We start from the raw sequence: 13,551 nt of genomic DNA on the forward strand, positions 1-13,551 counted from the left end.
TCGCGCGACGGCGGCGCGGGGCTAGAGCCGGAGCACCCGCCCGGCCACCACGAGGTGGACCTCGTCGGACGCGGCACCGAACTGCTGGTTGATGGTGCCGAGCAGGTCGCGGAACACCCGCCCCGAGCGGTGCTCGGGCACGACGCCCCAGCCGACCTCGTTGGTCACCAGGACGACGTCGTCGCCCAGCGAGGCCACCGCGGCGGCCACCTCCTCCTCCACGTACGCCGAGATGTCCTCGGTCCGGCCGTCCCACATCCCCGCGTCGTCGATCAGGCGCACCAGCCAGGTGCCGAGGCAGTCGACGAGCACCGGTCCGGGCGTGCGCAGCGCCGCGACCAGGTCGCCGCTCTCGAGAGTGGTCCAGGACCGTGGCCGGCGGGCGCGGTGCGCGTCGATCCGGGCCTGCCAGTCGGCGTCGTCGTGCACCGGTCCCGGCGCCACGTAGGTGACCGCCGGCCGGTCGGCGAGCAGCCGCTCGGCATGGCTGGACTTCCCGGAGCGCACTCCCCCGGTCACCAGGATCCTCATCGCGGCGCTCCGGGCGGCAGCACGGGCACGTCCGGCGGCCCGGAGAGGGCCAGCGCGTGCAGGGCGTCCAGGTCGAGGTGGTGCTCGACCAGGTCGGCCAGCAGCTCGAGCCGACGCTCCCGGGCGCCCGCGAAGCTGACACCGGACGGTGCCCACGCCTGCCCCGTCGCGCAGGCGACCTCGGTGAGGAACGCCGTCCGGAACGCGTCGGTCTCGAGGCTGCCGTGCCACATCGTCCCGAACACGTGACCGTCCCGCGCCCCGTCCAGGAACGGCTCGGCGCCGGGACCCCGCGTCACCCGGCCGTGGTGGATCTCGTAGCCCGTCGTGGCCGCGCCCCACGCCGTACCGGCCGAGAGCCGGAGCACCTTCTCCGGGGCGAACTCCGTGCGGACGTCGAGGAGCCCGAGCCCGGCGACCTCGCCGGGCTCACCCTCGACCCCGTGCGGGTCGGCGACGGAGCGGCCCAGCAGCTGGAAGCCGCCGCAGACGCCGAGCACCGGCCGGCCCGCTGCCGCGTGGGCCACCACCGCGCGGTCGAGGCCGCGCTGCCGCAGCCACGCCAGGTCGGCGACGGTCGCGCGGGTCCCGGGCAGCACCACGAGGTCGGCGCCGGCCAGCGCCCGGGGGTCGCTGGCGAAGACAACGTCCAGGCCGGGCTCCAGCCCGAGCGCGTCGACGTCGGTGAAGTTGCTGATCCGCGGCAGCCGGACCACCGCGACCCTCAGCGCCGGACCGCCGTCCCGGACCCGGCGGGCGTCGAGCTCGAGCGCGTCCTCGGAGTCGAGCCACACGTCCGGGTGCCACGGCAGCACGCCGTACACGCGGCGGCCGGTCAGCGCCGAGATCTGGTCGAGCCCCGGCTGCAGCAGCCCGCGGTCGCCTCGGAACTTGTTCACCACGAAGCCGGCCACCAGCCGCTGGTCCTCCGCCGAGAGCAGCGCGACCGTGCCGTACATCGCCGCGAACAGGCCGCCCCGGTCGATGTCCCCGACCACGACGGTCGAAAGGTCGGCGTGCCGGGCCAGCCCCATGTTCACGTAGTCGCTGCCGCGCAGGTTGATCTCGGTGGGGCTGCCGGCGCCCTCGGCCACCACGACGTCGTACCGCGAGGAGAGGTCGTCCCAGGCGTCGTACGCCGCCCGCGCGAGGTGGGCGCGGCCCTCGGTGAAGTCACCGGCGCCGAGCTCGCCGGCCGGCTGGCCCATGACGACCACGTGGCTGCGGTGGTCGCTGCCCGGCTTGAGCAGGACCGGGTTCATCGCGGCCTCGGGTTCGGCGTTGGCGGCGACCGCCTGGATCCACTGGGCCCGCCCGATGTCGGCCGTGCCGTGGACCGTGTCGGCGCAGACCATCGAGTTGTTGGACATGTTCTGCGCCTTGAACGGCGCGACCTTCACCCCGGCGCGTGCGAGCGCCCGGCAGATGCCGGTGGTCACGACGCTCTTGCCGGCGTCGGACGTGGTGCCGGCGACCAGCAGTCCGCTCACGGGAGCCTCCTCGGAGAGGCTCCGCAGCCTAGCGACGCACGCAGCGGCCCGGACCTCGGGCCCGGTTTTCTGGTAAGGCTACCCTTACCTCATGGTTCACCACGGCACGGTCGACACGGTCGAGTGGCTCACCCCCACCCTGGTGCGGATCGTGCTCATCGGACCCGGGCTGAGCGGCCTTCGGGCACCGGAGCACACCGACGCCTACGTGAACGTGGCGATCCCGCCCGCGGGGGCGCCGTACGCCGGGGTGTTCGTGCCCGCCGAGGTGCGCGAACGGCACGACGAGCGGCACTGGCCGGCCCGCCGGCGCTACTCGGTCCGCGACTGGGACGGCACCCGGCTCACGCTCGACGTCGTGGTGCACGGTGACGCGGGCGTGGGCGGCCCCTGGGCCGCCAGCGCCGCCCGCGGCGACGTCCTGGTCCTCGAGGGCCCTGGCGGCGGCTACCGCCCGGACCCGGCGGCCGACTGGCACCTGCTCGTCGGCGACGAGTCCGCCCTGCCCGCGATCGCGGCGTCCCTGGAGGCGGTGCCGGCGGACAGCCGCGCCGTCGTCCGACTGGTCTGCGACGGCCCGGACCACGAGGTCGCGCTGACCTGTCCGGGCGAGCTGGACCTGACCTGGCTGCACCGCGGTGGCACGCCGGAGGACGTCGAGCTGCTCCCGCACGCCGTCGAGGCGCTCGTGTTCCCCGAGGGCCGGGTCCAGGCGTTCGTCCACGGCGAGGCCGACGAGATCCGCGCGATCCGGCGTCACCTGCTGACCGAGCGCGGCCTGGCCCGCTCCGACATGTCCTGCTCGCCGTACTGGCGGCGCACAATGACCGACGAGGCCTGGCGTCGGGTCAAGCGCGACTTCGTCGCCCGGATGGACGCGGACGTGGAGTCCGGCGCCGCCTGAAAGTCACCCGCAACGGGCCAACTGGCCGGGTCGCGCGGCCACTAGCGTCGCCGCCATGCGGTGGCGTCTGCGCCGGGGTGACCTCGGGCGAGCCCTCCTGGGCCTGGTCGGGGCGACCCTCGGCCTGGTCATCGCGTCCTGGGTGCTCCCGGGCTTCGACGTGCAGGGCTGGGCCGAGGCCTTCGTCGTGGCGATCCTGGTGGCGATCATCGGCGCCGTCCTGCGCGTGCTGCTCATCGAGGGCGCGATCCGGCTGGGCTGGGTCGGCTCGGTGCTGCTCGGGCTGCTGGGCCAGGCGCTCGCGGTCTGGCTGGTCGTCTACGCACCCCGCGGGCTGGACGCCGCCGACCTCGGCTGGGCCCTGCTCGCCTCCTGGATCGTGGCCATGGTGTCCACCCTCTTCGTCTGGGTGGCCACGGCCGGCACCGACGACGCCGTCACCGCGACCCTCCTCCGCAAGGCGCGGCGCGCGCGGCCGGTCGCCGACCCGCAGCTCGAGGGCGTGGTGTTCGTGCAGGCCGACGGCGTCCCGTACCCGGTGCTCGACTGGTGCGTCCGCGCCGGCACCCTGCCGACGCTCTCCCGCTGGATCCGCAGCGGTTCGCACCGCGCGGTGGAGTGGCGGCCGAAGCTGCCCGCGACCACGCCCGCCAGCCAGATGGGCATCCTGCACGGCACCATCGAGGGCATCCCCGCCTTCCGCTGGGTCGACCGCGCGACGGGCAAGGTCTTCGTCGCGAACCGGCCTGCCGACGCGGCCCTCATCGAGGCGAGCCACTCCGACGGCCGCGGCCTGCTCGCCGACGACGGGGTCTCGGTGAGCAACCTGTTCACCGGCGACGCGACCACGGCGTACGCCACGATGAGCGCGATCGGCCGCGGCCACGAGACGCGCGAGTCGCGGCGCACGATCTCGGAGTTCCTCAGCCGGCCGGCCGGCTTCGCGCGCAGCGTCACCAGGGCGCTCAGCGAGATCGCGCGCGAGCGCTTCCAGGCCTCCCGCGCCCGGCGACGGGACGTGCGGCCGCGGGTGCACCGCGGGTGGGCGTTCGCGCTCGAGCGGGCCGCGCTGAACGGCGTGGTCCGCGACCTCAACACGACCCTGGTCTGCGACGCGATGCTCAAGGGCAAGCGCGCGATCTACGTCGACTACGTGGACTACGACGCGGTCGCCCACCACGCCGGGATCCTGCAGCCCGAGTCCCTGGACGCGCTCGCCGGGATCGATGCCGTGCTCGCCCAGATCGAGGCCGTGGCCGCAGTGGCGCCGCGGCCGTACCGGATCGTCGTGCTCTCGGACCACGGCCAGTCCCAGGGCGAGATCTTCGCGGACCGGTACGGCGAGGACCTCGCCGCGCTCGTGTCGCGGCTCGCCGACGCGGCCGCGATCGCGGCGGTCGAGAACGCCGAGGGCAACGGGTCGCTCAACTCCATGGTCGCCGGCAACGCCGACCGGGAGACCGTGATGGGCCGGGCGCTGGACCGGGCGTCGACGCGGCTCGCCGCGGACGGCTTCGAGAAGGAGGGAGAGGGCGGCGCGGAGTTCCTCGTCTTCGGATCCGGCAACCTCGGCCTCGTCTACGTCGCCGGTGAGGACCACCGCTGGACGCTCGACGAGCTCGCCGACCGGTTCCCGGCCCTGGTGCCGGGGCTGGTCGCGCACGAGGGCGTGGGCTTCGTGGTCGTCGAGACGGCCGAGCACGGGCCGGTCGCGCTGGGCCGCGAGGGTGAGCACCACGTGCGGGACGGCGTGGTGATCGGCACCGACCCGCTGGCGCCGTTCGGGCCGATGGCCGCGGAGTTCGTGCTACGCGCGGCGTCCATGCCCGAGGCCCCGGACATCTACGTCAACAGCCTGCTCGACGACCTCGACGAGGTGGCGGCGTTCGAGGGCCTGGTCGCCTGCCACGGCGGCCTCGGCGGCTGGCAGGACCGTGGCATGGTGGTGCACCCGGTCGACTTCGAGATGCCCGGCGACCTGGTCGTCGGCGCAGACGCGCTGCACCGGGTGCTCGTCGGGTGGCTGGAGCAGCTCGGCCACCGCACCGAGCTCGCGCGGGAGGCCGTCCGTGACTGATCCCTCACCACGCTCGCGCCGGTTCTTCGTCAGCGACACCGGCTCCTCGCGCCGTCCGATCGACCTGACCATCGCGGCCGCCGGCGTCGTGCTGGTGCTGCTGAGCGGGCTGGCGGTCTCCGACGGGGGCGGCCCGCTCGACTCGGCCGTGCAGCGCGTGGCGGGCGACCTGCCCGACTGGGTGACGAGCCTGTTCGACGCGGCGTACGCCCTCGGTGCGGCGTACGCCGCGGTCGCCGTCCTGCTCGCCCTCGCGACCGCCCCGAGACGGCGCCGGCTGTTCCTCACCCTGCTGGTCGCGGCCGGCATCGCGGTCGGCGCGGTGCTGCTGACCTCGTTCCTCGTCGGCGCGGGCTGGCCGGACCTGGCGCCCGGGCCGGTGCGGTCCTCGACGCCCGACACGTTCCCGACGGTGCGGGTGGCCGCCATGACCGCGGTGCTGCTCGCGATGCGGCCCTGGCTGGTGCTGGCCTACCGCAGGCTGAGCATGTTCATCGTCGCGGTCCAGTGCCTGGCGGCCTGGATCATCGGCACCGGCGGTCCCACGGACGTCATCGGCGCGCTGGGTGTCGGGATGGTGGCGGCCGGTGCCGCGCTCGTGCTGCTCGGCTCCCCTGCCGGGCACCCCGACCTCGCGCAGGTACGCCGGAGCCTGGCCGAGCTGGACGTCGAGGCCCACGACCTGCGGTTCGCCGAGCGCCAGCCGTGGGGGGTGCGGGTCGTCGAGGCGGTCGACCCGGCCGGCACCGCGCTGACGGTCAAGGTGTACGGCCGCGACGCCACTGACGCCCACCGCGCCGCCCGCTGGTGGCGCACGCTGGTGTACCGCGACCAGGCGGCACCGGACGCCAGCCGGCTCCAGCTCGTCGAGCACGAGGCCCTGGTGACCGTCCTGGCCAGCCGGGCAGGCGTCGTCGTGCCCGACGTCGTCGCGGCCGCGGCCACCGAGGGCGACGCGGTGCTCGTGCTGACGGCCCCGCCGGCCCGTCCCACCGAGCTCGACGACGCGACGCTCCGGGCGCTGTGGGACGCCGTCGGGCGCCTGCACCGGGCCGGCATCGTGCACACGCGCCTGACGCTCGAGCGGATCGGCGTGGCCACGGACGGGACCGTCACCCTCGCGGACTTCGCCGACGGCCGGATCGCGGCCACCGAGCCTGACCGGAACCGGGAGGTCGCCACGCTGCTCACGGCCCAGGCCGTGCAGGTCGGGGCCGGCCGCGCGGTGGACGCGGCGCTCGACCGGCTCGGCCCGGACGCCGTGTCCGGGGTGCTCCCCTACCTCCAGCGGGCCGCGCTGCCCCGCACCCTGCGCGCCGAGCCGGGCGTGAAGGCCGCGCTCGCGGACCTCGGCGCGACGATCGTCGAGCGCACCGGCGTCCCGGCCCCCGCGCCTGCACCGATCGTCCGGCTCAAGTGGCAGGACCTGCTCCAGACGGGCCTCATCCTGGTGGCGGCGTACGCCCTCCTCACCACCCTGATCGGCCTCGACTGGCCAACGGTGCTGGAGACCTGGCAGCACGCCACCTGGACGTGGGTCGCGATCGGTCTGGTGATCGCGCAGGCGACGGCGCCCGTCGATGCCGTGTCCACGATGTCCGCGGTGCCGAGCCGGCTGCCGCTGTGGCCGCTGACCCAGCTCCAGTACGCCATCAAGACCGTCGGTCTCGCGATCTCGGCCACCGCGGGCCGGATCGCGCTGACGACGTCCTTCGTGCGCAGGTTCGGCGAGGGTCCCGCGGTTGCCGTGACGGCCAGCGCACTCGACTCCTTCGCGGCGTCCGTGTGCAACGTGCTGGTCGTGCTGATCGGGGTGCTGCTCGCCCAGAACCTGCCCTCGCTCGACATCGGCGGCCCGGACGACCTCAGCCAGATCATCGAGCTGCTGGTGGGTGCCGTGGTGCTCAGCGTGCTGGTCGTCGTGCTGGTGCCGCCCGTGCGGCGCAAGGTGGCCCAGGCGGCCCGCAGCTCCTGGGAGTCGCTGAAGGTGGTGACCGCCAGTCCGGCGCGGGCGCTGCTGATGTTCGGGACCAACCTGGCGTCGCTGCTGATCACGGCGGTCGCGCTGTCGTGCATGGTCGCCGGCCTGCAGCCCGGCCCCGGGTACGCCGCGTGCGTCTTCGTCGTCGGCGGTGCGGCGCTCTTCTCCGCGCTGATCCCGGTGCCGGGCAACGTCGGCGTGGGCGAGGCCGCGCTCGCGGCCGGGCTGGTCGCGGTCGGCGTACCGAGCGGCGCGGCGTTCGCGATCGCGGTCACCCAGCGGATCGCCACGTCGTACCTGCCGCCCGTCTACGGGGCGTGGGCACTTCGCTGGCTCCGCACGGAGGACTACGTGAGCTGACGGGGTACGGGCGGACCATGAAGAGGAAGCTCGCCGCCGTACCAGCCGCCGCGGTCGCCGCGGTCGCCGCCCACGACCTGCTGCAGAAGCGGCACTCGCTGCTGCGCAACTTCCCGGTCGTCGGTCACGCCCGGTACTGGCTGGAGCGGGTCGGCCCCGAGCTGCGGCAGTACGCCGTGGCGGGCAACGACGAGGAGCGTCCCTTCAGCCGCGACCAGCGCCGGTGGGTCTACGCGTCGGCGAAGCTCGAGAACAACTACTTCGGCTTCGGCACCGACAACGACCTCGAGCACACCTCCGGCAACGTGATCGTGCACCACCGGACCTTCGGTCGGGCCCATCCCACGCACGGGTCGGTCGGCCAGGAGGCGCGACTGCCGTCGGCGAAGGTGCTCGGCGGCCCGAGGGGGCGCCGGCACGCGTTCCGGCCGGAGTCGGTGGTGAACGTCTCCGGGATGAGCTTCGGCTCCCTGTCCGGCAACGCGATCGAGGCCATCAACCGGGGCGCCGCTGCCGCCGGCTGCCTGCACAACACCGGCGAGGGCGCGGTGTCGCCGTACCACCGCAACGGCGCCGACCTGGTGTTCCAGATCGGCACCGCCTACTTCGGCTGCCGGGACGACGACGGCCGCTTCAGCCTCGACCGGCTCAAGGAGCTCGTCGAGAGCGCGCCGGTCCGGGCGCTGGAGATCAAGCTCAGCCAGGGTGCCAAGCCGGGCCTCGGCGGTGTGCTCCCGGGGCCCAAGGTCTCCCGGGAGATCGCCCGCACGCGCGGCGTCCCCGAGGGGGTGGACTGCCTGAGCCCGTCGCGGCACTCGGAGTTCGACGACGTCGACTCGATGCTCGACTTCGTCGAGCTGCTGGCTGCGGAGACCGGCCTGCCGGTCGGGATCAAGTCCGCGGTCGGCGACCTGGGGTTCTGGGAGGAGCTGACGGCTGCGATGGCCCCGGGCGACCGGGGCGTCGACTTCGTGACCGTCGACGGCGGCGAGGGCGGCACCGGCGCCTCACCCCTGATCTTCACCGACGCGGTGTCGCTGCCCTTCCGGCTCGGCTTCGCACGGGTGTACGCCGAGTTCGCCCGCCGCGGCCTGCACGAGCAGGTGACCTTCATCGGCTCCGGGAAGCTCGGGCTGCCCGACAACGCCGTGGTGGCCTTCGCCCTGGGCGCGGACCTGGTCAACGTCGCCCGGGAGGCGATGCTCGCCGTGGGTTGCATCCAGGCCCAGAAGTGCCACACCGGCGAGTGCCCGACCGGCGTCGCGACCCAGAACCCGTGGCTCGCGCACGGCCTGGACGCGGACCTGAAGTCCCAGCGGGTCGCGAACTACGTCAAGACCCTGCGTCGTGACCTGCTCAAGGTCGCCGAGGCCTGCGGGGTCGAGCACCCCGGAATGATCGGTCCGGACAGCGTCGAGGTCCTCGACAACCTGGCCGACGGACGGCTGCTGGACGCGGTGTACGGCTACCAGCCGGGCTGGGGCTTCCCGTCTGCGCGCGACCGGGAGCAGATCGCCGCGATCATGGCCGCCACCGACGAGCCGGAGGCGCCGACCGAGGGACCGCCGGAGACGGCCGAGCCGGGCGACGAGGACGCAGACGCGTCCGGTCAGTCGTAGACGATGACGCCGCGGATGTTCTTGCCGTCGCGCATGTCCTGGTAGCCCTGGTTGATCTCGTCGAGCGTGTAGGTCGTCGTGACCATCTCGTCGAGCTTGAGCCGGCCGTCCATGTAGAGGTCGAGCAGCCGCGGGATGTCGTAGCGCGGATTGGCGTTGCCGAAGATGCAGCCCACCAGCTCCTTGCGCATCATCGACATCTCGAAGAGGTTCAGCTTCACGTCGTCGGCCATCATGTTGGCCACCGAGGTCACGACGCCGCGGCCGGCCTTCTTCACCAGGCTCATCATCGGCGCGATCAGGTCACCGGTGGCCAGGCCGACCGCGAGGATCGCCTTGTCCGCCATCGCGCCCTGGGTGATCTCGCTGATCAAGGGCTGCGCGTCCATCATCGACGCCGCGGTGTGCGTCGCCCCGAGGGTGAGCGCCTTCTCGCGCTTCCACTCGACCGGGTCGATCGCGATCACGTGCCGGGCACCGGCCATCGCCGCGCCCTGGACGGCGCTCATCCCGATGCCGCCGAGGCCGACCACGGCCACCGACTCGCCGGACTGCACGTCGGCGGCGTACGTCGCGGAGCCCCAGCCGGTCGTCACCCCGCAGCCGACGAGCGCGGCCCGCTCCAGGGGGACGTCCTGGCGGATCTTCACCGCGGAGTCGACGTTGACGACCGTGTATGGCGAGAACGTGCCGAGACCGACCATGATGCCGAGGTCGCGGCCGTCCTTGGCGTGGTGCCGGTACGAGAAGTCGCTGAGCTGCATCCCGCTGAGCAGGAACGCGCCGAGGTCGCACAGGTGCTGGTGACCCGTGGAGCAGGACGGGCACTTGCCGCAGGACGGGATGAAGCTGAAGACCACGTGGTCGCCGACCTCGAAGCCGACGGTGTCGGGTCCGACCTCCTGCACGACGCCTGCACCCTCGTGGCCGCCGATGACCGGGAACTGCTTGAGGCCGAACGCCTCCGCGAGCTCGGGGTCCAGGACCATGTCGCCGGTGACCATGTGCTCGTCGGAGTGGCACAGGCCGGAGGCCGCCAGCTTGACCAGCAGCTCACCCTTCTTCGGCGGGTCGAGCTCGATGTCCTCCACACTCCAGTCGGTGTGCGGCTCCCACAAGATGGCGGCGCGAGTCTTCATGCTGTGCTCCCGGTGAACTAGAACGTGTTCTCGGAGCAACGTAACCCTCCGGCCCCGTCCCTGTCAGCGCTCTGCGTGAAAGTCGTCACAGCAGATTGAGGCCGCCGTCGAGGACGACGACCTCGCCGGTGAGGTAGTCGCTCGCGACCAGGTCGGCCACCAGGCCCGCCACGTCCGCCGGCGTCGCGGCCCGGCGCATCGGGGACCGTTCGCGCCACAGCTCCTGGGCCTCGGTCCAGCCCGCGGTCAGCGGCGTGTCCACGAGGCCGGGAGCCACCGCGTTGACGCGGACCTCGGGCCCGAGCGCGGCCGCCAGGAGCCTCGTCACGTGGTTGAGGGCGGCCTTGCTGGCGGCGTACGGGATGGAGGAGCCCTTGGGTCGCACGCCGGCATGGCTGGTCACGTTGACCACGCAGCCGCGGCTCTCCCGGAGGTACGGCGCTGCCGCGGTCGTCAGCGCGAACGGGCTGACCAGGTTGACCTCGAGCACGTCACGCCACTTCTGCGGGGTCGCGGCCGCGAGGTCCGCGTGCGGGATCGGCCGGCTCACGCCGGCGTTGTTGACCAGCACGTCGAGCCGCCCGAGGTCCGCCAGCGCGCCCGACACGGTGGCCAGCGCCGCGTCGGCGTCGGACAGGTCCGCCTGGAGGTAGTAGCCGTCGAGCTCCTCGGCGAGCCGCTCCCCGTCCGCGACGCTGCTGCCGGAGTGGACGACCACGCGGTACCCGTCGGCCGCGAAGCGCCGGGCGATCGCCTCGCCGATCCCGGACGTGCTGCCGGTGACGAGGGCGATGCGCTGCGCCGTCGGCTCGGTCATGCGCCGGATCCTCGCAGATGGGCCACGAAGCCGGGGTTCGTGAGCGCCCACGGCCCCCGGGCGGCGCGGATCAGCCGCAGCGCCTCCTCCGGGTCGTGGCCGAGGTGCGTGAGCGCGGCCGCGACGACCAGACCGGAGCGGTTGAGGCCGCCCGAGCAGCGCACGAGCACCCGGCGGCCGTCGCGGACGGCGCCCGCCACCGCCGTCGCGAGCTCGTCGATCCGGCGCGCGAGGTCCGGGCCGACCCCGGCGTCCGCCATCCGCAGCACGAGGTGCTCGACACCCTCCGCCGGTCCGTAGCCCTCGCGGCTGGCCAGGCTCACCACCAGGTCGAACTCGTCGCCGACCACGCACGCGGCCCGGTCCTGCGAGCGCACATCGTGGCCGCCCTGCCAGAGCCCCGGGATCACCTCGTTCCACGGGTCGTCGCACAGCGGCATCCGGGTCCCCCGGCCGGTCCCGTGGCACGCGGCGCAGTCGGCGACAGCCTCCGGCTCGGCGTAGCAGGCGTGGCACAGCACGACGGTGATCCTGTCACCGCGCGGACCCCGGTCCCCCGACCCGGGCCCGCGCCGTGCCGCCTAGAACGGCAGCTCGTTGCTGCGCCGCGGGTACCGGTTCCGCTCGGCCACGGTCCCGTCCTCGCGACGGATCACGTGGACCACCCCGCGGATCCGCGCCTCGCTGCGGCCGACCTCGACCGCCGCCTCGCAGCACCCGTACTCCCCCGGCAGGGGCTGGCTGCTGCCCACCCGGTTCCGCCACACGCCGTCGCGGCAGTACGTCTCGACTCCCTCTCCCATGCTCCCTCTCTCCCGTGACCGGCGCTGTACCCGATCAGTGAGATGTCCGAACCGTCCCTCCGGTGCCGGCCGTCCGAGGCCGGATCAGACCGCGGTACCCAGAGCTGGGTATGCCGACGGCGACGGAGTGTGAACCCGGCGGTGCCCGCGCACGATGCGGGCATGCTGGTGGGACTGTGCGAGGCGCTGTCGGTCGCCGTCGCGCGCTTCCCGTCGCGGTGGGGCTGACGGCAGGGGGCTGGGCCATCGGGCTCGTCACGACCGCGGTGGTGGCGTCGTCCACCTTCCTGACGTTCGGGATCCACAGCCGGAGTGCGCACCTGATGCTCGACACCGCCGACACGTGCGTGGCGTTGCTGCTGACCTACCTGCTGTGGGGACGCTTCCGGCGGACGCGTTGACTTCAGGACCTGCTGCTGGCGCAGGGATTCCTCCTGCTGGCCGCGTCGGGCGGGGTGCTGCTGCTCGTTCACCTGGCGGCGGGTGTCGAGCGACCCGGCCGATGGGACGTCTGGTCGGCCGTCGCCGTCCGCGTGGCCGCAGCCGGCCTGGTCCTCGCGGCCGCCGCCGTCGGACGCGACCGGCTGGTGGCCTCCGGCGTCCGGCTCGTCGTCGCTGGGCCGTTCGTCGTCCTGGGACCGGTGCTCGCCGGACTGGTGGTGCTGCGCGAGCACCTGCCGGGGGCGTTGCCAATCGCCTCTCCGGCCGGCGCCACTCACCCGACATCACCGGGCCGACCGCCCTCCTCGTGGCCCAGGCCGCCGGGGCGGTCGCGTTCGGCGTGAGCTCGATCCTCTTCGCCCGCCAGGCCGCGCGGCGGCACGATGCCCTGGTCCTGTGGCTCGGTCCCGCCTGTGCCCTGGGCGCCTTCGCCCGGGTGAACTACGTCCTCTTCCCGTCGCTGTTCACGGACTGGCTCTACCCCGGCGACGTGCTCCGCACCGCCTCGTACGCCGTCTGCTCGTCGCCGCGCTGCGCGAGATCGGCGAGCACTGGGCCGGCTGGGCGTCGGCGGTGGTCCTCGAGGACCGGCGCCGCCTCGCACGCGAGCTGCACGACGGGGTGGTGCAGGAGCTCGGGTTGATCCGCAGCACGACACTCGGCGACGTACCCGCCGGCGCCGTCCGCGAGGAGCTTTTGGCCGCCTGCGACCGTGCCATCGACGAGGCACGCGCGGCGGTCGACGCCCTCGGCCGCAGTCCCGTTGAACCGTTGGGGTACGTGTTGCACCGCCGGTGTCCCCGCGCATGGTCATGCGGATCATGGACGAGTTCCGGGCCGCACCCAAGCGGCGCTTCGGGCGCAGCTCGCCGGCTGCCGACCGGCTCAGCCCGCGCGAGTGGGAGATCATGAACCTCCTCGCGGCCGGCCGGACGACCGAGGAGACCGCGGCCGAGCTGTTCCTGTCCCCCACCACGGTGCGAGTGCACGTTTCGACGGTGCTGAAGAAGCTACGCGTCAAGGACCGGGAGAGCGCCCTGCGGGTCCTGCGCGGCGAATGACCGCTGGCCCTGGTCGACGAGCTGGGTGACGGCGGCCAGCAGCGACTCCGCCTCGTGGAGGGTGAACTCGTCGTCGCCGACCAGGACGAACGGACCGTCCTCGGTGCCGGTGACGGCGTCGATGGTGGCGCACAACCGCAGCACGGTCCGCCGCACCATCAGTGCACCGCCGATGTGCACGACGCCGGCATCGCCGGTGCCGTCCGGGGCGTGCCGCACGACGCACCATGAGGGGCATCCGTCGGTCACCGTCGCCTCCCTTCCGCGGACAGGAGCGGGGTTCCGCGTCGTCGACGCGGGACCCCGATCCCCCTTGTCCCCCCGAACG

General features: G+C 73.7%; 15 protein-coding genes. 7 read left to right on the forward strand and 8 right to left on the reverse strand.

Going from position 1 to position 13,551, the window contains the following annotated elements:
* Nucleotides 1-21 precede the first annotated feature (21 nt).
* The gene (locus N538_RS0117750; protein ID WP_028638418.1) at nt 22-531 is read right to left on the reverse strand and encodes a bifunctional adenosylcobinamide kinase/adenosylcobinamide-phosphate guanylyltransferase; all 510 of its coding nucleotides are present in this window, start codon (nt 529-531) and stop codon (nt 22-24) included.
* Nucleotides 528-2,021, reverse strand: a complete 1,494-nt coding sequence (locus N538_RS0117755) for a cobyric acid synthase (protein ID WP_028638419.1) — start codon at nt 2,019-2,021, stop codon at nt 528-530. The genes N538_RS0117750 and N538_RS0117755 overlap by 4 nt, the downstream gene beginning before the upstream one ends.
* A 91-nt stretch (nt 2,022-2,112) precedes the next feature.
* Between N538_RS0117755 and N538_RS0117760 the strand changes: the two genes are divergently transcribed.
* The 4 genes from N538_RS0117760 to N538_RS26055 are packed head-to-tail and all read left to right on the forward strand — an operon-like array spanning nt 2,113 to nt 8,962.
* Nucleotides 2,113-2,925 (forward strand): siderophore-interacting protein, encoded by an 813-nt coding sequence (locus N538_RS0117760; protein WP_028638420.1) that lies wholly within the window; start codon nt 2,113-2,115, stop codon nt 2,923-2,925.
* 55 nt (nt 2,926-2,980) lie between these two features.
* The gene (locus N538_RS26045) at nt 2,981-5,002 is read left to right on the forward strand and encodes a phage holin family protein (protein ID WP_051549384.1); all 2,022 of its coding nucleotides are present in this window, start codon (nt 2,981-2,983) and stop codon (nt 5,000-5,002) included.
* Nucleotides 4,995-7,343 (forward strand): lysylphosphatidylglycerol synthase domain-containing protein, encoded by a 2,349-nt coding sequence (locus N538_RS26050; RefSeq protein ID WP_036570869.1) that lies wholly within the window; start codon nt 4,995-4,997, stop codon nt 7,341-7,343. Before N538_RS26045 ends, N538_RS26050 begins: the two co-directional genes overlap by 8 nt.
* Before the next feature lie 17 nt (nt 7,344-7,360).
* On the forward strand, nt 7,361-8,962 hold the full coding sequence (locus N538_RS26055) for an FMN-binding glutamate synthase family protein (RefSeq protein ID WP_036570872.1): 1,602 nt from the start codon (nt 7,361-7,363) through the stop codon (nt 8,960-8,962).
* Here N538_RS26055 and N538_RS0117780 read toward each other — a convergent pair.
* The 4 genes from N538_RS0117780 to N538_RS0117795 form a co-directional block, all read right to left on the reverse strand.
* Entirely contained in the window at nt 8,953-10,101 is a 1,149-nt protein-coding gene (locus N538_RS0117780) for an NDMA-dependent alcohol dehydrogenase (RefSeq protein WP_028638421.1), read from the reverse strand. The two genes, N538_RS26055 and N538_RS0117780, sit on opposite strands and share 10 nt — an antisense overlap.
* Before the next feature lie 85 nt (nt 10,102-10,186).
* Nucleotides 10,187-10,918, reverse strand: coding sequence for an SDR family NAD(P)-dependent oxidoreductase (locus N538_RS0117785; protein ID WP_028638422.1), 732 nt, complete (start codon nt 10,916-10,918; stop codon nt 10,187-10,189).
* Nucleotides 10,915-11,439, reverse strand: a complete 525-nt coding sequence (locus N538_RS0117790) for a protein-tyrosine phosphatase family protein (RefSeq protein ID WP_197025374.1) — start codon at nt 11,437-11,439, stop codon at nt 10,915-10,917. The genes N538_RS0117785 and N538_RS0117790 overlap by 4 nt, the downstream gene beginning before the upstream one ends.
* Before the next feature lie 60 nt (nt 11,440-11,499).
* Nucleotides 11,500-11,721, reverse strand: coding sequence for a DUF2188 domain-containing protein (locus N538_RS0117795; protein WP_028638424.1), 222 nt, complete (start codon nt 11,719-11,721; stop codon nt 11,500-11,502).
* A gap of 176 nt (nt 11,722-11,897) precedes the next feature.
* Here N538_RS0117795 and N538_RS0117805 point away from each other — a divergent pair, with 176 nt between their 5' ends.
* Both N538_RS0117805 and N538_RS0117810 read left to right on the forward strand, forming a co-directional pair.
* Nucleotides 11,898-12,122 carry a hypothetical protein gene (locus N538_RS0117805; protein ID WP_155992186.1) on the forward strand — a complete coding sequence of 75 codons (225 nt, stop codon included), beginning with the start codon at nt 11,898-11,900 and terminating at the stop codon, nt 12,120-12,122.
* 54 nt (nt 12,123-12,176) lie between these two features.
* Entirely contained in the window at nt 12,177-12,506 is a 330-nt protein-coding gene (locus N538_RS0117810) for a hypothetical protein (protein ID WP_028638426.1), read from the forward strand.
* Between the two features lie 133 nt (nt 12,507-12,639).
* Here the strand turns inward: N538_RS0117810 and N538_RS29385 are convergent, their stop codons facing one another.
* Nucleotides 12,640-12,951: a hypothetical protein gene (locus tag N538_RS29385; RefSeq protein WP_028638427.1), complete on the reverse strand. Its 312-nt coding sequence runs from the start codon at nt 12,949-12,951 to the stop codon at nt 12,640-12,642.
* A gap of 5 nt (nt 12,952-12,956) precedes the next feature.
* On the opposite strand from N538_RS29385, the gene N538_RS29390 reads away from it, so the two are divergent.
* Nucleotides 12,957-13,223 carry a response regulator transcription factor gene (locus N538_RS29390; RefSeq protein ID WP_231496255.1) on the forward strand — a complete coding sequence of 89 codons (267 nt, stop codon included), beginning with the start codon at nt 12,957-12,959 and terminating at the stop codon, nt 13,221-13,223.
* Here N538_RS29390 and N538_RS0117825 read toward each other — a convergent pair.
* Entirely contained in the window at nt 13,173-13,442 is a 270-nt protein-coding gene (locus tag N538_RS0117825; protein WP_028638428.1) for a hypothetical protein, read from the reverse strand. The two genes, N538_RS29390 and N538_RS0117825, sit on opposite strands and share 51 nt — an antisense overlap.
* Between the last annotated feature and the right edge of the window lie 109 nt (nt 13,443-13,551).

Source organism: Nocardioides sp. URHA0032, from assembly GCF_000620645.1.
Classification (GTDB): domain Bacteria; phylum Actinomycetota; class Actinomycetes; order Propionibacteriales; family Nocardioidaceae; genus Nocardioides.

What these genes read in the sequence shown, in the direction of transcription:
- N538_RS0117750 (WP_028638418.1), bottom strand. Translation starts at nt 531, where the DNA reads ATGAGGATCCTGGTGACCGGGGGAGTGCGCTCCGGGAAGTCCAGCCAT.
- N538_RS0117760 (WP_028638420.1), top strand. Translation starts at nt 2,113, where the DNA reads ATGGTTCACCACGGCACGGTCGACACGGTCGAGTGGCTCACCCCCACC.
- N538_RS26045 (WP_051549384.1), top strand. Translation starts at nt 2,981, where the DNA reads ATGCGGTGGCGTCTGCGCCGGGGTGACCTCGGGCGAGCCCTCCTGGGC.
- N538_RS26055 (WP_036570872.1), top strand. Translation starts at nt 7,361, where the DNA reads ATGAAGAGGAAGCTCGCCGCCGTACCAGCCGCCGCGGTCGCCGCGGTC.
- N538_RS0117780 (WP_028638421.1), bottom strand. Translation starts at nt 10,101, where the DNA reads ATGAAGACTCGCGCCGCCATCTTGTGGGAGCCGCACACCGACTGGAGT.
- N538_RS0117785 (WP_028638422.1), bottom strand. Translation starts at nt 10,918, where the DNA reads ATGACCGAGCCGACGGCGCAGCGCATCGCCCTCGTCACCGGCAGCACG.
- N538_RS0117795 (WP_028638424.1), bottom strand. Translation starts at nt 11,721, where the DNA reads ATGGGAGAGGGAGTCGAGACGTACTGCCGCGACGGCGTGTGGCGGAAC.